This is a genomic window from Pseudomonas sp. URMO17WK12:I12, from assembly GCF_000514395.1.
In the GTDB taxonomy this organism is placed as follows: domain Bacteria; phylum Pseudomonadota; class Gammaproteobacteria; order Pseudomonadales; family Pseudomonadaceae; genus Aquipseudomonas; species Aquipseudomonas mucoides.
This window is the reverse complement of the sequence record NZ_AZVV01000006.1, coordinates 237,986-256,197: the sequence shown is the minus strand read 5'-3', so window position 1 is coordinate 256,197 and position 18,212 is coordinate 237,986. Positions and strand designations below refer to the sequence as shown.

15 protein-coding genes are annotated in these 18,212 nt (G+C 59.2%); 5 read left to right on the top strand and 10 right to left on the bottom strand.

What is annotated here, in order from left to right; genetic code table 11:
* Entirely contained in the window at positions 1-3,036 is a 3,036-nt protein-coding gene (locus tag D882_RS0108670) for a multidrug efflux RND transporter permease subunit (RefSeq protein WP_027922867.1), read from the top strand.
* 164 nt (positions 3,037-3,200) lie between these two features.
* Here the strand turns inward: D882_RS0108670 and D882_RS1000000131940 are convergent, their stop codons facing one another.
* The 5 genes from D882_RS1000000131940 to colR form a co-directional block, all read right to left on the bottom strand.
* Positions 3,201-3,428: a hypothetical protein gene (locus tag D882_RS1000000131940; protein WP_081743926.1), complete on the bottom strand. Its 228-nt coding sequence runs from the start codon at positions 3,426-3,428 to the stop codon at positions 3,201-3,203.
* A 2-nt stretch (positions 3,429-3,430) separates the two neighbouring features.
* Positions 3,431-4,144: a lipopolysaccharide kinase InaA family protein gene (locus D882_RS0108665; protein ID WP_027922866.1), complete on the bottom strand. Its 714-nt coding sequence runs from the start codon at positions 4,142-4,144 to the stop codon at positions 3,431-3,433.
* Positions 4,145-4,148: 4 nt separating this feature from the next.
* The gene (locus tag D882_RS0108660) at positions 4,149-4,817 is read right to left on the bottom strand and encodes a class I SAM-dependent methyltransferase (protein WP_027922865.1); all 669 of its coding nucleotides are present in this window, start codon (positions 4,815-4,817) and stop codon (positions 4,149-4,151) included.
* A gap of 161 nt (positions 4,818-4,978) precedes the next feature.
* The gene (locus tag D882_RS0108655; RefSeq protein WP_027922864.1) at positions 4,979-6,262 is read right to left on the bottom strand and encodes a HAMP domain-containing sensor histidine kinase; all 1,284 of its coding nucleotides are present in this window, start codon (positions 6,260-6,262) and stop codon (positions 4,979-4,981) included.
* Complete coding sequence (gene colR, locus D882_RS0108650) at positions 6,252-6,935, bottom strand: two-component system response regulator ColR (RefSeq protein WP_007948597.1); 684 nt, start codon at positions 6,933-6,935, stop codon at positions 6,252-6,254. The genes D882_RS0108655 and colR overlap by 11 nt, the downstream gene beginning before the upstream one ends.
* 205 nt (positions 6,936-7,140) lie before the next feature.
* Here colR and D882_RS0108645 point away from each other — a divergent pair, with 205 nt between their 5' ends.
* Both D882_RS0108645 and D882_RS0108640 read left to right on the top strand, forming a co-directional pair.
* A complete protein-coding gene (locus D882_RS0108645) occupies positions 7,141-9,090 on the top strand; it encodes an LTA synthase family protein (RefSeq protein WP_027922863.1) in 1,950 nt (649 codons plus the stop codon).
* A gap of 54 nt (positions 9,091-9,144) precedes the next feature.
* On the top strand, positions 9,145-9,888 hold the full coding sequence (locus D882_RS0108640; RefSeq protein ID WP_027922862.1) for a phosphatase PAP2 family protein: 744 nt from the start codon (positions 9,145-9,147) through the stop codon (positions 9,886-9,888).
* A gap of 161 nt (positions 9,889-10,049) precedes the next feature.
* On the opposite strand, the gene groL is transcribed toward D882_RS0108640, so the two are convergent.
* From groL to D882_RS0108620, 4 genes are all read right to left on the bottom strand, one after another.
* A complete protein-coding gene (gene groL / locus D882_RS0108635) occupies positions 10,050-11,693 on the bottom strand; it encodes a chaperonin GroEL (RefSeq protein WP_027922861.1) in 1,644 nt (547 codons plus the stop codon).
* Positions 11,694-11,742: 49 nt separating this feature from the next.
* Positions 11,743-12,036, bottom strand: a complete 294-nt coding sequence (locus D882_RS0108630) for a co-chaperone GroES (RefSeq protein ID WP_019827816.1) — start codon at positions 12,034-12,036, stop codon at positions 11,743-11,745.
* Positions 12,037-12,282: 246 nt separating this feature from the next.
* A complete protein-coding gene (locus D882_RS0108625) occupies positions 12,283-12,759 on the bottom strand; it encodes an FxsA family protein (protein WP_027922860.1) in 477 nt (158 codons plus the stop codon).
* A gap of 66 nt (positions 12,760-12,825) precedes the next feature.
* Entirely contained in the window at positions 12,826-13,557 is a 732-nt protein-coding gene (locus tag D882_RS0108620) for a HugZ family protein (protein ID WP_027922859.1), read from the bottom strand.
* Between the two features lie 165 nt (positions 13,558-13,722).
* Here D882_RS0108620 and D882_RS0108615 point away from each other — a divergent pair, with 165 nt between their 5' ends.
* On the top strand, positions 13,723-14,481 hold the full coding sequence (locus tag D882_RS0108615) for an SDR family oxidoreductase (protein ID WP_027922858.1): 759 nt from the start codon (positions 13,723-13,725) through the stop codon (positions 14,479-14,481).
* Positions 14,482-14,618: 137 nt separating this feature from the next.
* Here D882_RS0108615 and apbC read toward each other — a convergent pair whose 3' ends face one another.
* Positions 14,619-15,713 carry an iron-sulfur cluster carrier protein ApbC gene (gene apbC / locus D882_RS0108610; protein WP_027922857.1) on the bottom strand — a complete coding sequence of 365 codons (1,095 nt, stop codon included), beginning with the start codon at positions 15,711-15,713 and terminating at the stop codon, positions 14,619-14,621.
* A 328-nt stretch (positions 15,714-16,041) separates the two neighbouring features.
* Between apbC and metG the strand changes: the two genes are divergently transcribed.
* Positions 16,042-18,093 (top strand): methionine--tRNA ligase, encoded by a 2,052-nt coding sequence (gene metG, locus D882_RS0108605; protein ID WP_027922856.1) that lies wholly within the window; start codon positions 16,042-16,044, stop codon positions 18,091-18,093.
* Positions 18,094-18,212 lie beyond the last annotated feature (119 nt).

Genomic DNA, 18,212 nt, shown 5'->3' with positions numbered 1-18,212 from the left:
ATGGCTTTTACCGACCCGTTCATCCGCCGCCCGGTCCTCGCAACCGTGGTCAGCCTGTTGATAGTGCTGCTGGGCTTCCAGGCCTGGAGCAAGTTGCCGCTGCGCCAATACCCGCAAATGGAAAACGCCCTGATCACGGTGACCACGGCGTACCCCGGGGCCAACGCCGAGACCATCCAGGGCTACATCACCCAACCGATGCAGCAGAGTCTGGCGAGTGCCGAGGGTATCGACTACATGACGTCGGTCAGTCGCCAGAACTTCTCGGTGATCTCGATCTACGCGCGTATCGGCTCCAACAGCGACCGCTTGTTCACCGAACTGCTGGCCAAGGCCAACGAGGTCAAGAACCGGCTGCCTCAAGACGCCGAAGACCCGGTGCTGAGCAAGGAAGCGGCCGACGCCTCGGCACTCATGTACATCAGTTTCTTCAGCAAGGAATTGAGCAACCCGCAGATCACCGATTACCTGTCGCGGGTCATCCAGCCCAAACTGGCCACCCTGCCCGGCATGGCCGAAGCCGAGATTCTCGGCAATCAGGTGTTTGCCATGCGCCTGTGGCTGGACCCGGTGAAGCTGGCCGGTTTCGGCCTGAGCGCCAGCGACGTGACCAACGCGGTCCGCCAGTACAACTTCCTCTCCGCCGCCGGCGAAGTGAAAGGCGAATACGTCGTCACCAGCATCAATGCCAACACCGAGCTCAAATCCGCCGAAGCCTTTGCTGCGATTCCGCTCAAGGTCGACGGCGACAGCCGCGTGCTGCTCAGCGATGTCGCGCGGGTGGAAATGGGCGCGGAAAACTACGACACCATCAGTTCCTTCGGCGGCACCCCCTCGGTGTACATCGGCATCAAGGCCACGCCGGGCGCCAACCCGCTGGACGTGATCAAGGAAGTGCGCAAGATCATGCCGGACCTGGAAGCCCAGTTGCCGCCGAACCTCAAAGGTGAAATCGCCTACGACGCCACGCTGTTCATCCAGGCCTCAATCGATGAGGTGGTGAAAACCCTGTTCGAAGCGGTGCTGATCGTCATCGTCGTGGTGTTCCTGTTTCTCGGGGCGCTGCGGTCGGTGGTGATTCCGGTGGTGACCATTCCGTTGTCGATGATCGGCGTGATGTTTTTCATGCAGATGATGGGTTACTCGATCAACCTGCTGACGCTGCTGGCGATGGTGCTGGCCATTGGGTTGGTGGTGGACGACGCCATCGTCGTGGTGGAGAACATTCACCGGCACATCGAAGAAGGCAAAACGCCTTTTGACGCGGCCATCGAAGGTGCCCGTGAAATTGCGATGCCAGTGGTCTCGATGACCATCACCCTGGCGGCGGTTTATGCGCCCATCGGTTTCCTGACCGGGCTGACGGGCGCGTTGTTCAAGGAGTTCGCCCTGACCCTGGCCGGGGCGGTGGTGATCTCCGGCGTGGTGGCGCTGACACTGTCGCCGATGATGTGCGCCTTTTTGCTGCGCCACGACGAAAACCCCAGCGGCCTCGCCCACCGCCTCGACCTGATTTTCGAAGGACTCAAGCGTCGCTACCAAAGCCTGCTGCACGGCACCCTGAACACCCGGCCGGTGGTGCTGGTGTTTGCGCTGATCGTGCTCTGCCTGATCCCGGTGCTGCTCAAATTCACCAAGTCGGAGCTGGCACCCGACGAGGATCAGGGCATCATTTTCATGTTGGCCAACGCCCCGCAACCGGCCAACCTCGACTACCTGAACACCTACACCGACGAATTCATCACCATTTTCAAAGCGTTTCCCGAGTACTACTCCTCGTTCCAGATCAATGGGTTCAACGGCGTGCAATCGGGGATTGGCGGTTTCCTGCTCAAACCGTGGAATGAACGCCACCGCACACAGATGGCGATCCTGCCCGAAGTCCAGCGCAAACTGGAGAGCATCGCCGGGTTGCAGATCTTCGGCTTCAACCTGCCCTCCCTGCCCGGTACCGGCGAAGGCCTGCCGTTTCAGTTCGTGATCAACACGGCCAATGATTACGAGTTGCTGTTACAGGTCATGGACCGGGTGAAAAAGCGTGCCATGGAGTCCGGCAAGTTCGCCTTCGTCGACGTCGACCTGGCCTTCGACAAACCGGAAGTGGTGGTCGATATCGACCGCGCCAAAGCGGCGCAGATGGGCGTGTCCATGCAAGACCTGGGCGGAACCCTGGCGACGTTGCTGGGTGAGGCGGAAATCAACCGTTTCACCATCGAGGGCCGCAGTTACAAGGTCATCGCGCAGGTCGAACGCCCGTTCCGGGATAACCCGGACTGGCTGAACAACTATTACGTGAAGAACAACAAGGGCGAATTGCTGGCCTTGTCGACCCTGATCACCGTCACCGACCGGGCGCGACCGCGACAGCTGAACCAGTTCCAGCAACTCAACTCGGCCATCCTTTCCGGGGTGCCGCTGGTCAGCATGGGTGAAGCCCTCGACACCGTGCGGCAGATCGCCCGGGAAGAAGCCCCGGCGGGCTTCGCCGTCGACTATGGCGGCGCATCACGGCAATACGTTCAGGAAGGCAGTGCGCTGTGGGTCACCTTTGCCCTGGCGCTGGCAATCATCTTTCTGGTACTGGCTGCGCAGTTTGAAAGCTATCGCGACCCGCTGGTGATTCTGGTGACCGTGCCGCTGTCGATTTGCGGGGCGTTGATTCCGCTATTCCTCGGCTGGTCGAGCATGAACATTTATACCCAGGTCGGGCTGGTGACGCTGATCGGACTGATCAGCAAGCACGGGATCCTGATCGTCGAGTTCGCCAACCTGCTGCGCAAGGAAAAAGGCCTGACGGCTCGCGAAGCGGTGGAGGAAGCGGCGGCGATCCGGCTTCGCCCTGTGCTGATGACCACGGCTGCGATGGTGTTTGGCATGGTGCCGTTGATCCTTGCCACGGGCGCGGGGGCGGTGAGCCGGTTTGATATCGGGACGGTGATTGCTACGGGGATGTCGATCGGGACGTTGTTTACCTTGTTCGTGCTGCCGTGCATCTACACCTTGCTGGCCAAACCCGCCCCCAAAGAACACGTATAACCCCCCTGTAGGGGTGAGCCTGCTCGCGATAGCGGTGGATCAGTCGACTTCACTGGTGACTGGCACACCGCTATCGCGAGCAGGCGCACTCCTACAAGGGGATTTGTTTTGGGCAAAAAAAAGGCCTCGCACATGCGAGGCCTTTTATTTGGGCTTCAATCTGGTCAACTTTGCGGCCTCATTCCCTGGGCAAGCCCGAACATGAGCAACAGCAAATCATGGTCAGGTTGCGCAGCAACGGAGGCTTTGATAGCGCGTGGTAATGGACAGTGAGCATCGCTGCTCACTGAACTGAGGACCTGCGTGCGTGGCTGCTCCCAGGCAGCCACCGCCAATGAAGCAACTGCCAAGGCTCCAACTAAAAACAAACCTCGTGCAATTTCGAGTTTCATCGCTATAAACCTTTGATAGCGCTGCCAAACGCCGTCTCATAAAAGTAGACGAGTTTTTTCCAGTCCGCATCGCTGAATGACGAATGGCGACGCAGTTGCTTCATGTCATGCGCGGCCGCTTGGGAAGCGGTCATACGCTGTCGGCACTTCTCCAGATCGATCAAGGCGATTTCGACCTTGGCCGATTCGCCTTCGCCGGTCACTCGCAAGAACACGTGCTTGATGTAGATGCAGCTGTGCTGCCAACGCCCCTTGTGCATGCGGGCGAGGTTCTCGGCCAAATCCTTCAACACACGATCATTTACCGCCTCGCCATGGCGCTCGCGACCACCACCGGCGTACCAGTGTTCGATTTCCTCGAAGCCATCCAGCGACTTGGTCACCAGCAACGCGCGCCATTTGTGCACAGGGTCGCGCTGTGCGCCGCAGAAAACGATTTCAGGAACACGCACGCCAAGCTTGCGCAGGCCGATCAGTGCATCTTGCTCGCGCAACACAGTCGGACGGCCAAACGGATGCAGCCAGCTGCGATAGATATGGCCGGTCTGGCGCTTGGCATAGAGCAGTTGTCCATCACTGCCCATGACGCGCTGCACGCCACTTTCCCCACCACGGCGAACGTTGGGTTCTTCTACCCATTCACCACGCTGATTCCAGAAAAAGTCGAAGCGGTCCTTGGGAGCGACTTCCGTTTCTGCTGCACATTGCACTGCCATCCTGTTACCTCTTGCGTAATACGTAAACGCGCCACATGGCGTAGAGCGGTATAAAGTCCAGTTTTTCCTGGATGCGGAAACCCGCTTGCTCGAATTCTTTTTCTACCGTTGCAGCCGGTAACACAAAGCGGTTTTGGTAACCTTCCTGCCCACGCCGCGCTTCTGAACGCTTGCGTTTCCAGGCCTTGAAGTTGCCGTCCACCCACAACGAAATGATCACGCTGTCACGGGTGACACGTTCGAATTCGCGCAGAATCGCCAGTCGATGCTCGGCTTCACCGATGTGGTGCAGCAAACGCATGCAGAAAATGCTGTCGACGGCGTTATCAGGCAAGGCGATGTCGAAGGCAGAAGTGTGCAAGGGTTGTACCCGTTTCACCACGTCGGCGGGTTGTGCCTGGCAAGCGATCTTCACCATTGATTCAGAGTTGTCGGCGCCGATGATTGCACGGTTAGCCTTTTCCGCCAGCATTGGCCAGAAACGCCCTGCACCGCAGGGCAGGTCGAGTACCAGTCCGGGCTCGCCGGCCAGCGCCAGCGCCTTGCGTGCCAGCTGTACGTCGCGCCAGTGGGACAGTTTGCGACCGAGGCCATCCTGATGCTTTTGCAGATAACGCTTAGCGTGTTGATCGTCGTATTTTTCGGAAAAATCGAGTTTGATCGGGCCGTCCATCATCAGGTCTCCTGAAATGCTGATGTCACCAACCTTAGGTAGTCTAGTGTCAGAGTCAGGTCATTCATTTGTGAAAATTTCGTTGAGGGAAACCCCGAACTATTTCAAGGTTTTACAGGATAACAACGATAGCTCAGGGCCATCGAACTGCAACCGCTCACTCAACCAGCCTCCGATGCGTTTAATTCGACCTGAAAACGACAGCCATTGGGCTCCATGGTCGTCAGGCTGACGGACCAGCCCTGGTTCTCACAAATCCGCTGCACCAGCGACAACCCCAGACCAAGACCCTCACCCCGCTTTTCCGAACCCCGCACGAACGGCTCGAACATCGCCTCGCGTTTTTCTTCGGGAATGCCCACCCCGCTGTCCTCGACCACAAACCCCGTGGCGGTGAGGGTCAGGCGGATGAAACCGTGTTCGGTGTAATGCAGCGCGTTGCGCAACAGGTTGCCCATCACCGCATGCAGGAGCGTTGCGTTGTAACGGGCAGATGGAGGGGGACCCGGTTCGAAAATCAGTTTCAGCCCCTTGGTTTCGATCGGTTCTCGCCACAGCGTGAGCAAGCCGTCGGCAACCTGTTTCAGGTTCTGCTGCGGCGACATGCTGGCGTCTTCACGTTGTGCGCGGGCCAGCATCAGGAAGGTTTGCACCAGTTCACGCATCTCTTCACAGGCCCGGGCAATGCGTTCGACCTGGGCGTGGCCGCGCTGATCGATCCCGGGATTCTCCAGCAGTAATTCACAGGAACTGGCCAACACCATCAAGGGCGTACGCAGTTCGTGGCTGACGTCACTGGTAAACAAGCGCTCGCGGGTCAGCGCCTGGCGCAAACGCCCCAGGGTGGCGTCGAAGGCGACGGCCAGTTCGCCCACTTCGTCTGCGGCATAATCCGGTGCCAGCGGCGGCGCCAGCCCCAACAGTTGATCGCGATGGCGGACCTGGCGGGCCAGTCGTACCACGGGCGCCATGACTTTGCGCGCCAGGACCCAGCCGAGAAAAACCGCCAGCGCCAGGCTCAGGACGAAGCCGACCAGCACCACGGCAAACAGCACCCGCTCACGCTCTTCGAAATCGCTTTGGTCTTGAAGCAGCACATAGCGCCGACCGTCGACGATTTCGACCATGGCGTGATACGACAGCTGATCGCGGAAAACTTCGTGAAAACCCGAATCGAGGTTGCGCAGATCCTTGGGCAGCTCGAAATCCCCTGCCCCGCCACTGAAGTAGAACAGTTGATCCGGCTCGGGGCGGTGGCTCCAGTCCGACATGCTGTCCATCAGCAACAGACGCTGCAGATCGCCACCCAGTCCGGACGAAATCAGCTTTTCTTCCACCACGTGTACGGTTGCCACAATGCCCATGGCAAAGGCACCGGCCACCAATGCGCTCATCAGCGCAAAGGCGATGATGATCCGTTGAGCAAGGCTCTGCTTAAACTCCATCACGGCCCTCGGCCAAGCGATAACCCACACCGTGAACGGTTTGCAGCAATGGCTTGGCGAACGGCTTGTCGATCACCTGACGCAGTTGATGGACGTGGCTGCGCAGGCTGTCACTGTCCGGGCAGTCATCGCCCCACAGCGCTTCTTCGAGAATTTCCCGGCGCAGCACGTGCGGGCTTTTCTGCATCAGCACGGCCAGCAACTTCAGGCCCACCGGGTTGAGTTTCAGCAGTCGCCCTTCGCGGGTCACTTCCAGGGTGTCGAGGTCGTAGGCCAGATCGCCGACCTGCAACGTGCGACGGCCGCCACCTTGGGTGCGACGCATCACCGCCTCGATCCGCGCGGCCAGTTCAGACAGGGCAAACGGTTTGATCAAGTAATCGTCGGCGCCGGACTTGAAGCCTTGTAGCCGGTCGTCGAGTTGATCGCGGGCGGTGAGCATGATCACCGGCGTGTCGCGGCGGGCGTCTTCGCGCAGGCGTTTGCACAGGGTATAGCCGTCGATGCCGGGCAGCATGATGTCGAGCACGATCAAGTCGTAATGCTCGGTGGCCGCCAGGTGAAGGCCGGACAGACCGTCTTGTGCGCAATCCACGGTGTAGCCTTTGAGGCCCAGGTAATCAGCCAGATTGGCCAGGATATCGCGGTTGTCTTCAACCAATAGAATTCGCATGGGCACTCCTCGGTAACACAGTAACAGCCGTCTTGGCCCGCGCAGCTTAAGGCCAAGTGTGGCTGAGGACTAGGGTTTCGCTTCGCAGAATCAATTTGTGCACGCAAATGGTACGGTTGACACCTTTTTCACTATCGATTCACACCCTGGCAACAGCATCCAGGCGAGAATTTCGCGCTGAATGATAATAAGGAAGGTATACACAATGGATTTTTTAAGGACGGCGCCAATGCGCTTTCTCTTGCTGGTCACCGGCGCCTGGCTGGCGATTTTCTTTCTGACACGAACGGTTCTGCTCTTCACACACCTGGACGAGGCCGGCAGCGGCTTCCTGTCGGTGTTCGGCATCGGCTTGCTGTATGACCTGGGCTTTATTGCCTACGCGGCATTGCCCATGGGCCTCTACTTGCTGCTGTGCCCACCGACGCTGTGGCGTCGCCGCGGTCATCGCTGGTTGCTTCAGGGCCTGCTGACGGTCAGCCTGTTCGCCATGTTGTTCACCGCAGTGGCCGAATGGCTGTTCTGGGATGAATTTGGCGTGCGCTTCAATTTCATCGCCGTCGACTACCTGGTGTATTCCGATGAAGTGCTGAACAACCTGCTCGAGTCCTATCCGATCGGCAAATTGTTGAGCCTGCTCGCGGTCCTGGCGGTCGGCTTGAGCTTCGTATTGCGTAAACCCTTCAATGCCGCGATGAGCGCCCCGTTGCCGCCGTTGCGCGGGCGTCTGCTGAATGCCTTGGGTTTATTGATCGTCGCCGGTTTGAGCCTGCAACTGCTCAGTCAGGATTCACCTCGCGCCCAGGGCGGTAACGCCTACCAGAACGAGCTGTCGAGCAATGGCCCGTACCAGTTTTTCGCAGCGTTCCGTAACAACGATCTGGATTACCCGCAGTTCTACAGCACGCTGCCGGCCGACGTTGTCGCTCAGCAGATTCGGGCCGAGCTCAGCGAGCCCAATGCACGTTTTGTCAGCAATGACCCGCAAGACATCCGCCGGGACATCGATAACCCCGGCACGCTGCGCAAACCCAACATCGTGCTGGTGACCATCGAAAGCTTCAGTGCCAAGTACATGGGCAGCAATGGCGACCAGCGTAACCTGACACCTAACCTCGATGCCCTGCGCCAGCAGAGCCTGTATTTCAACAACTTCTACGCCACCGGCACCCGTACGGATCGCGGCCTGGAAGCCATCACGCTGGCCATTCCGCCAACGCCGGGGCGCTCGATCGTCAAGCGCATAGGCCGTGAGAGCGGTTTTGCCAGCCTCGGCCAACAGCTCAAGGCCGTGGGTTACGACAGCGTGTTCGTTTATGGGGGACGCGGTTACTTCGACAACATGAACGCGTTCTTCAGCGGCAACGGTTACCGCGTGGTCGACCAGAGCAGCGTCGATGAAGCCGAGATTCACTTCAAGAACGCCTGGGGCATGGCCGATGAAGACCTGTACACGCAGACGCTGAAACTGGCGGACGCCGACTATGCGAAGCAACAGCCGTTCCTGCTGCAACTGATGACCACGTCCAACCATCGCCCTTATACCTACCCGGATAACCGGATCGACATCAAATCCGGCAATGGCCGTGACGGCGCAGTGAAGTACACCGACTATGCCATTGGTCAGTTCCTCGATCAGGCACGCAAAAAGCCGTGGTTTGACAATACAATCTTCGTCTTCGTCGCCGACCACACCGCGGGCAGCGCCGGTAAAGAAGATTTGCCGATCACCAACTACCAGATTCCGCTGTTCATTTATGCACCGAAGTTGATCGAAGCCCGAGAGACGGCACAACTGTCCAGCCAGATCGACCTCGCCCCCACGTTGCTGGGCTTGCTGAATCTGGATTACGAGTCGACATTCTTTGGTCGCAACCTGTTGCAGGACAATCCACTGCCGCCACGCGTGGTGGTTGGCAATTATCAACACCTGGGGTTGTTTGACGGCAAGGATCTGGCGATCCTTAGCCCGCGCCAAGGATTGCGCCGTCACGATGACGCGCTGACAGAGAGTCGCGAGTCCCGTGCCACGGCCAATGATCCATTGATCACCCGGGCGATTACTTATTACCAAACGGCCAGTTATGGCTTCAAGCAACAGCTGCTTGGCTGGAAGGCGCCCAAGGAGGGTGCAGGCCAAGTCAGCGAACGTTAACCGAATCGCCCCGGGCTGATGCCCCGGGGGTTTTTCCTTTGTTCAGGATCCACCATGTCATCAACCGTTGTCCGTCCTGCCTCACGCCCGCTCAATTTCTGGGTGTGCCTGGGCGTGCCCGCCGTCGCGGCGATCATTTTGGTACTGCTCGAACTGACGTCCCTGGACATGGACCTCGCCAAGCTGTTCTACGATCCAGTGGCAGGGGATTTCATCGGACGCCACAGTTACTTCCTGGAAGACATCCTGCATGACCGCGCCAAGCAGGTAGTCATCGCCTTTTCCGTGTTTGCGATCATCGGCTTTATCGCCTCTTTCTTCGTGGACAGGCTCAAGCCATTCAAACGGGAACTGGGCTGTCTGGTGCTGTCGCTGGGTCTGGCAACGTCCTTTGTCACCCCCATGAAAGCAGTGACGGCGGTGCAATGCCCATGGAGCCTTGAGCAGTTTGGCGGCCACGAGACCTACAGCGAATTGCTGAGCCCTCGCCCGCACACGAATAAACCTGGCCGCTGCTGGCCCGGTGGTCATGCCGCCACCGGTTTCACCCTGTTTGCCCTGTTCTTTGTGTTGCGTGACCGTCGTACGCGCATGGCGCGCGCGGCGTTTGTCTTCGCCTTCGCCTTGGGCTCGGTGTTCTCGATTGGCCGGATGATGCAGGGTGCGCACTTCTTTTCGCACAACGTATGGACTGCGATTTTCTGCTGGCTGATTTGCCTGGGATCGTATTACTACGTGCTTTACCGACCTGCTTCCAAAGTTGCGTCGATGGCCAAAGCGAAAACAGTCAACGCCTGAAACACAGATCAAAAACCTACAGGGATCACGCCGTACCTGTAGGAGAGTGGCTTACCCGCGAGGGCGGCGACGCGGTCTCCTGACTGGCCCGATATGAGGGGCAATAAAAAACCCCGCCTGCTTTCGCAGGCGGGGTTTTTTAGTACAGGGGTAAGGCTGGCTTACATCATGCCGCCCATGCCGCCCATACCGCCCATGTCTGGCATGCCGCCGCCAGCTGGTGCGTCGTCCTTGATCTCGGCGATCATGGCTTCGGTGGTGATCATCAGGCTGGCAATCGACGAAGCCGCTTGCAGAGCCGAACGAGTCACTTTAGCCGGGTCCAGGATACCCATTTCGATCATGTCGCCGTATTCGCCGGTCGCAGCGTTGTAACCGTAGTTACCCGAACCCTGCTTGACCTTGTCGACCACTACGCTTGGCTCGTCGCCGGAGTTGGCAACGATCTGACGCAGTGGCGCTTCAACAGCGCGACGCAGCAACTGGATACCAACGTTCTGGTCATCGTTGTCGCCTTTCAGCTCGGAGATAGCCTGCAGAGCGCGAACCAGTGCCACGCCGCCGCCAGGTACCACGCCTTCTTCAACGGCTGCACGGGTAGCGTGCAGGGCGTCTTCAACGCGGGCTTTCTTCTCTTTCATTTCAACTTCGGAACCGGCGCCAACCTTGATCACTGCAACGCCGCCGGACAGCTTGGCCAGACGCTCTTGCAGTTTTTCACGGTCGTAGTCGGACGAAGTGTCAGCCACTTGCTGACGGATCTGCAGAACGCGAGCCTGGATGTCAGCCTCAACGCCGGCACCGTCGATCACGGTGGTGTTTTCTTTGGACAGGATCACGCGCTTGGCATTACCCAGGTGTTCCAGGGTAGTGCTTTCCAGGCTCAGGCCGATCTCTTCGGAGATAACGGTACCGCCAGTCAGAACAGCGATGTCCTGCAGCATGGCCTTGCGACGGTCGCCGAAGCCTGGAGCCTTGACGGCTGCGACTTTAACGATGCCACGCATGTTGTTCACAACCAGAGTCGCCAGGGCTTCGCCTTCAACGTCTTCGGCCACGATCAGCAGTGGACGGCCGGCTTTGGCAACGGCTTCCAGTACTGGCAACATTTCGCGGATGTTCGAGATCTTTTTGTCGACCAGCAGGATCAGCGGACCGTCCAGCTCAGCAGTCATGGTCTCTGGCTTGTTGACGAAGTACGGGGACAGGTAGCCACGGTCGAACTGCATGCCTTCAACAACCGACAGTTCGTTTTCCAGGCCCGAGCCTTCTTCAACGGTGATCACGCCTTCTTTACCGACTTTTTCCATGGCTTCGGCAATGATGTCGCCGATGGAGTTGTCGGAGTTGGCCGAGATGGTGCCGACCTGAGCGATTGCCTTGGTGTCAGCGCAAGGCTTGGACAGGGCTTTGAGCTCTTTGACGATCGCGATGGTCGCTTTGTCGATACCGCGCTTCAGGTCCATCGGGTTCATGCCGGCAGCGACGGCTTTCAGGCCTTCGTTGACGATCGATTGAGCCAGAACGGTAGCGGTGGTGGTGCCGTCGCCTGCGTCATCGTTGGCACGGGAGGCAACGTCTTTGACCAGCTGCGCGCCCATGTTTTCGAAGCGATCTTTCAGCTCGATTTCTTTGGCAACGGAAACGCCGTCCTTGGTGATGGTCGGAGCGCCGAAGCTCTTCTCGATGATCACGTTACGGCCTTTAGGGCCCAGGGTCGCTTTTACTGCGTCAGCCAGGACGTTCACACCGGCGAGCATTTTCTTGCGGGCGGAGTCGCCGAATTTAACTTCTTTAGCAGCCATGATCGATATTCCTTAAATACTTTGTAGTAGCGGGAAAATGAGCGGGGTATCAGCCTTCGATAACAGCGAGAATCTCGTTCTCAGCCATTACCAGCAGGTCTTCGCCGTCAACTTTCACGGTGTTGCTGCCGGAGTACGGGCCGAACACAACCTTGTCACCCACTTTAACGGCCAGTGCACGCACTTCACCGTTGTCCAGCACGCGGCCGGTACCGACAGCGAGGATCTCGCCGCTGTTGGCTTTTTCAGCAGCCGAACCTGGCAGGACGATACCGCCAGCGGTTTTCTTTTCTTCTTCGCTGCGACGGATGACGACGCGGTCATGCAGAGGACGAAGCTTCATTGTCGATCTCTCCTAATTGTGGTTTTCATCGGCCGGTGTATTCCCGGCGGGTTTAACAAATCCGGCGGTGCCGGGTGCGGCTCGACAAGCGAGACGCGGAAGTCTGTCTGGCGTGATCGCCAGAAACCTTGCGGTGACCGTTACATAAGGGCGCATAAGCTTATTACAAGGGCGGGGATCGAAATTTTTTACATCGATGACCCGAAACAGACACGGCACCCGAAGGTGCCGTGCAGGTGAAACGTTTTACTGGGGGTCGCGGTGTTCGAACTCGCCTTCGATCACATTGGGCTCACGGCCCAGCGGCTCGCGTGGAGCAGGACCGCCACGCGGCTGCAGGTCGTCGGCGAAGGCACGCTGACGGATCGCGGCTTCTTCGGCGCGCTGGCGCATTTTGTTGGCCAGCAGTCGACGGGAGATCGGCAGCAGCATGATCAGACCCAGCACGTCAGAGACGAAGCCCGGAAGGATCAACAGACCGCCTGCCAGGGCCAGCATCAACCCTTCCAGCATGGTCTGGGCCGGCAGCTCGCCGCGATTCAGGCTTTCACGGGCACGCAGCGCAGTGGCCAGACCGGCGATGCGCAACACGAACACGCCGAGCATCGAGCCGAGAATGATCAGCAGCAAGGCCGGGAAAAACCCGATGGCGCCACTGACTTTGACGAATACGAATAGCTCCAACACCGGGAACAGTACAAAGAGCAATAAAAAAGGGCGCATCAAATGGTTCCTCAACGCAAGAATGCCTTGCCAGTTAGCCTTAGATGACGTCGCCCTTTCGTGAATTCAAGCGTCGGCGACTTCTTTTTTGGGCCAATGCTCGGCGTGAGCCAGGAAAACCAAGGCTTCCCGGACTTGTGTCGGCGTATTACAAGGTGCTTGAAACGGCAACCAATACAGCGCCTGACCGATGCGTAAATGCATGCCTTCGGTGTCGATGCCGGCCAGTTGCGCCGGTTCGGTTTTCGGCAGGCCCGCCAGGTCGACGTAGTGCGCGATGGCTTTGGCGTGATCGGCATTCATGTGCTCGACCATGCTCACCTCGGCTTTGCCGGCAAACGGGTTGGCCAGAGTCAGGTGATCAACCCAGTGAATTGCGCCGAAGCCACCGATGTAGCGGTGACGCACGGGTTTGAGCACCCAGAAATCGAAATCGTGAGCCTTGTGATAGCTCTGCGATTCAGGGAAATAGCGGTAGTAACGCTCGGCGGCCGCTTCAATGGCCGCTTCGTCCTCGAGCTTTTCTGCTTCGGCAAGGTACGTCAGCCGACCAACGGCTTGCACGTCATCGGCCTCGCGCTCGCCCACGAACAGCGAACATTTCGGGTCTTTTTGCAGGTTGTGCGTGTGCTGGGCGATGCGGCTGATAAGGATCAGCGGCCGGCCCTGCTCGTCCAGGCAGTAAGGAACCACCGAGCCAAACGGGTACCCCGGCATCGACTTGGAGTGGGTCGAAAGCACTCCCCGGTATTCCTTGAGAAGCAATTCTCGGGCATTCTTGGCCGCTTCAACGCTCAATTTATGACTCCTTATATAGAATCCGTCGAAAAAACGGACAGGCGCCTGGGGATAAGTATCCAGTACGCCGTCGGGGCAGTTCTCATGTGCAGCCAGGCCACATCAGGCGCAGATCGAGAGGCCCTCTACTAGGAAACCACTCTGACCTGCTATTGGGGCATGCGAATGCAACTCACTGACAAAGTAATCATTATCACTGGCGGTTGCCAGGGTTTAGGCCGTTCGATGGCCGAGTATTTCGCAGGTAAAGGCGCGAAGCTGGCGCTGGTGGACCTGAACCAGGAAAAACTCGACGACACCGTCGCCGCGTGCAAGGCCAAGGGCGTCGAGGCGCGCAGCTACCTGTGCAACGTCGCCAATGAAGAGCAAGTGACCCACATGGTCGCCCAGGTCGCCGAAGATTTCGGTGCGATCCACGGCCTGATCAACAACGCCGGCATCCTGCGCGACGGCCTGCTGTTGAAGGTCAAGGACGGCGAAATGACCAAGATGAGCCTGGCCCAATGGCAGGCGGTCATCGACGTCAACCTGACTGGCGTGTTCCTGTGCACCCGTGAAGTCGCGGCAAAAATGGTCGAGCTGAACAACAGCGGCGCGATCATCAATATCTCCTCGATTTCCCGTGCCGGCAACGTTGGCCAGACCAACTACTCGGCCGCCAAGGCTGGCGTGGCGGCAGCGACCGTGACCTGGGCCAAGGAACTGGCGCGCTACGGCATTCGCGTGGCGGGCATCGCCCCGGGCTTTATCGAAACCGAAATGACGCTGGGCATGAAGCCTGAAGCGCTGGAGAAAATGACGGCCGGTATTCCGCTCAAGCGCATGGGTAAACCGGAAGAGATCGCCCATTCGGCGGCGTACATTTTCGAGAACGACTACTACACCGGCCGGATCCTCGAAATGGATGGCGGGTTGCGAATCTAAGGCAACACCCAAAACCCTGTAGCAGCTGCCGAGGCACGAGGCTGCGTTGTGTGTCCGCAGGACCGCCCTCGGGGGCCGCTGCGCAGCCCAACGCAGCCTCGTGCCTCGGCAGCTGCTACAACATCACCATCAGCGAATCAATCGTCGCTGATGGTGATGTTCGGCATCGCCGGCGACGCCGCTTCCTGCAACACGATCCGCGCGCCGACGTGGCGAGCGAGTTCCTGATACACCAACGCAATCGGGCTGTCCGGCTCGGCGATCACGGTTGGCTTGCCGCCATCGGCCTGTTCGCGAATGGCCATCGCCAGCGGCAACGAGGCCAACAGTTCGACGCCATACTGGTTGGCCAGCTTCACACCCCCGCCTTCACCAAACAGATGCTCGGCATGCCCGCAGTTGGAGCAGATGTGCACGGCCATGTTTTCTACAACGCCCAGCACCGGGATATTGACCTTGCGGAACATCTCCACGCCTTTGCGCGCGTCCAGCAACGCGAGGTCTTGCGGGGTCGTGACGATGACGGCACCGGCCACCGGGACTTTCTGTGCCAGGGTCAGCTGAATGTCACCGGTGCCTGGCGGCATGTCGATGACCAGGTAATCGAGGTCGCCCCATGCGGTCTGGGTGACCAGTTGCAGCAGCGCACCGGAGACCATCGGCCCGCGCCAGACCATCGGCGTGTTGTCGTCGGTCAGGAACGCCATCGACATCACTTCAACGCCATGGGACTCGATCGGCACAAACCACTTCTGATCCTTGACCTTTGGTCGGGTGCCTTCGGGGATGCCAAACATGATGCCCTGGCTCGGACCGTAGATGTCCGCGTCGAGAATCCCGACCTTGGCACCTTCACGGGCCAGCGCCAGCGCCAGGTTCGCGGCGGTGGTGGACTTGCCCACGCCGCCCTTGCCGGACGCCACGGCCACCACGTTTTTCACGTTGGCCAACCCCGGGATCTGCGCCTGAGCCTTGTGCGCGGCAATCACGCTGGTGATGTCGACACGGGCCGTCGTTACGCCGTCGAGGCCTTCGATAGCCATTTGCAGCATCTGCGACCAGCCGCTCTTGAACAGGCCGGCGGCGTAACCCAACTCCAGCTGGACGCTGACACGATCACCCTGGATGTCGATATTACGTACACATCCGGCGCTGACCGGGTCCTGGTTCAGGTAAGGGTCGGTGTATTGGCGAAGGACGGCTTCCACCGCTGCGCGATTGACGGCGCTCATGGGCAACTCCGATAGCAAGACTGGAAAATCAGGCGGGTATCCTACGCCGGACATACATTTGTGGCGAGGGTGCTTGCTCCGGCTCGGCTGCGAAGCAGTCGCAATCAGGCAGACGCACTCCTTCCGCCGAAAACGGGTTGCAGGGTTTGGGGCGGCTTCGCCACCCAGCGGGAGCAAGCTCCCTCGCCACACACAAGCATTTTCACGCTGTTACTGCCTGTTCACAGGTTTGGGCATTCGATGCAACCGGAAACAGGCTGACGGGGTGAAAAATATGCGCCGGCGCTTTATAGTGGCCGACCTCCGTTTCATCAAGTAGCCGAGCCCCATGTCCGAGCCACGCAAGATCCTCGTCACCAGCGCCCTGCCCTATGCCAATGGTTCGATCCATCTTGGCCACATGCTGGAATACATCCAGACCGATATGTGGGTGCGTTTCCAGAAGCACCGCGGCAACCAATGCATTTATGTCTGCGCCGACGACGCCCACGGTTCGGCGATCATGCTGCGCGCGGAAAAGGAAGGCATCACCCCGGAACAACTGATCGCCAACGTCCAGGCTGAACACAGCGCCGACTTTGCCGAGTTCCTGGTGGACTTCGACAACTTCCACTCCACTCACGCCGAAGAAAACCGTGAGCTGTCGAGCCAGATCTACCTGAAGCTGCGCGACGCCGGGCACATTGCCCAGCGCTCCATCACGCAATACTTCGACCCGGAAAAGAAAATGTTCCTGGCCGACCGCTTCATCAAGGGCACTTGCCCGAAGTGCGGCACCGAAGACCAGTACGGCGACAACTGCGAAAAATGCGGTGCGACCTACGCGCCCACCGACCTGAAGGACCCGAAGTCGGCGATCTCTGGCGCCACGCCGGTGCTCAAGGATTCCCAGCACTTCTTCTTCAAGCTGCCGGACTTCCAGGAAATGCTGCAAACCTGGACCCGCAGCGGCACCCTGCAAGACGCCGTGGCCAACAAGATCGCCGAATGGCTGGACGCCGGCCTGCAACAGTGGGACATCTCCCGCGATGCGCCGTATTTCGGCTTCGAGATTCCAGACGAGCCGGGCAAATATTTCTACGTGTGGCTGGATGCGCCGATCGGCTACATGGCCAGCTTCAAGAACCTGTGCGACCGTACGCCGGAACTGGACTTCGACGCGTTCTGGGGCAAGGACTCCACCGCCGAGCTGTACCATTTCATCGGCAAGGACATCGTTAACTTCCACGCCCTGTTCTGGCCAGCGATGCTTGAAGGCGCGGGTTTCCGCAAACCGACCGGCATCAACGTGCACGGCTACCTGACCGTCAACGGTCAGAAAATGTCCAAGTCCCGTGGCACCTTCATCAAGGCCCGGACGTACCTGGATCACTTGTCGCCGGAATACCTGCGCTACTACTACGCGGCCAAGCTGAGCCGTGGCGTCGACGACCTCGACCTGAACCTCGAAGACTTCGTGCAGAAGGTCAACTCGGACCTGGTCGGCAAAGTCGTCAACATCGCCAGCCGTTGCGCCGGCTTCATCCATAAAGGCAACGCCGGTGTACTGGTGGCCGGTAATGCCGCACCTGAGCTGACCGACGCGTTCCTGGCTGCTGCGCCCAGCATCGCCGAGGCTTACGAGGCTCGCGACTTCGCCCGCGCCATGCGTGAAATCATGGGCCTGGCCGACCGTGCCAACGCCTGGATCGCCGACAAGGCCCCGTGGTCGCTGAACAAACAGGAAGGCAAGCAGGACGAAGTCCAGGCCATCTGCGCCTTGGGCGTCAACCTGTTCCGCCAGTTGGTGATTTTCCTCAAGCCGGTCCTGCCGTTGCTGGCCGCCGACGCCGAGGCGTTCCTGAACGTCGCACCGCTGACCTGGAACGACCACGCCACCCTGCTCAGCAACCACCAGCTGAACGAGTTCAAGCCGTTGATGACCCGTATCGACCCGGTGAAAGTGCAGGCCATGAGCGACGCGTCGAAAGAAGACCTGACCGCCAGCGCAACCGATACCGGCGAAGCTGCACCGGCCGGCAACGGCGAACTGGCCAAGGATCCGCTGTCGCCAGAGATCGAGTTCGACGCGTTCGCTGCGATCGACCTGCGCGTCGCACTGATCGTCAAGGCTGAACACGTGGAAGGCGCCGACAAGTTGCTGCGCCTGACCCTGGACATCGGTGACGAGCAACGCAACGTGTTCTCCGGGATCAAGAGTGCTTACCCGGACCCGTCCAAGCTCGATGGTCGCCTGACCATGATGATCGCCAACCTCAAGCCACGAAAAATGAAGTTCGGCATCTCCGAAGGCATGGTGATGGCGGCCGGTCCTGGCGGTGAAGAAATCTACCTGCTCAGCCCTGACAGCGGCGCCAAGCCGGGTCAGCGCATCAAGTAAGGTCGTGCTGTAAACCGATCCCACAGTCGTGCCTGACGCGACTGTGGGATTTTCATATCTGGCCCACCCTCCGTCCTTGCCGGATAATGCCTAAGCTTTTTAGACCACTCGTTAAAAAG

Excerpts from the sequence above, each read along its gene's own strand:
- groL (WP_027922861.1), bottom strand. The coding sequence starts at position 11,693 with ATGGCTGCTAAAGAAGTTAAATTCGGCGACTCCGCCCGCAAGAAAATG.
- D882_RS0108655 (WP_027922864.1), bottom strand. The coding sequence starts at position 6,262 with ATGGAGTTTAAGCAGAGCCTTGCTCAACGGATCATCATCGCCTTTGCG.
- metG (WP_027922856.1), top strand. The coding sequence starts at position 16,042 with ATGTCCGAGCCACGCAAGATCCTCGTCACCAGCGCCCTGCCCTATGCC.
- apbC (WP_027922857.1), bottom strand. The coding sequence starts at position 15,713 with ATGAGCGCCGTCAATCGCGCAGCGGTGGAAGCCGTCCTTCGCCAATAC.
- D882_RS0108630 (WP_019827816.1), bottom strand. The coding sequence starts at position 12,036 with ATGAAGCTTCGTCCTCTGCATGACCGCGTCGTCATCCGTCGCAGCGAA.
- D882_RS0108665 (WP_027922866.1), bottom strand. The coding sequence starts at position 4,144 with ATGGCAGTGCAATGTGCAGCAGAAACGGAAGTCGCTCCCAAGGACCGC.
- D882_RS1000000131940 (WP_081743926.1), bottom strand. The coding sequence starts at position 3,428 with ATGAAACTCGAAATTGCACGAGGTTTGTTTTTAGTTGGAGCCTTGGCA.
- colR (WP_007948597.1), bottom strand. The coding sequence starts at position 6,935 with ATGCGAATTCTATTGGTTGAAGACAACCGCGATATCCTGGCCAATCTG.
- D882_RS0108645 (WP_027922863.1), top strand. The coding sequence starts at position 7,141 with ATGGATTTTTTAAGGACGGCGCCAATGCGCTTTCTCTTGCTGGTCACC.
- D882_RS0108625 (WP_027922860.1), bottom strand. The coding sequence starts at position 12,759 with ATGCGCCCTTTTTTATTGCTCTTTGTACTGTTCCCGGTGTTGGAGCTA.
- D882_RS0108615 (WP_027922858.1), top strand. The coding sequence starts at position 13,723 with ATGCAACTCACTGACAAAGTAATCATTATCACTGGCGGTTGCCAGGGT.
- D882_RS0108640 (WP_027922862.1), top strand. The coding sequence starts at position 9,145 with ATGTCATCAACCGTTGTCCGTCCTGCCTCACGCCCGCTCAATTTCTGG.
- D882_RS0108660 (WP_027922865.1), bottom strand. The coding sequence starts at position 4,817 with ATGGACGGCCCGATCAAACTCGATTTTTCCGAAAAATACGACGATCAA.
- D882_RS0108670 (WP_027922867.1), top strand. The coding sequence starts at position 1 with ATGGCTTTTACCGACCCGTTCATCCGCCGCCCGGTCCTCGCAACCGTG.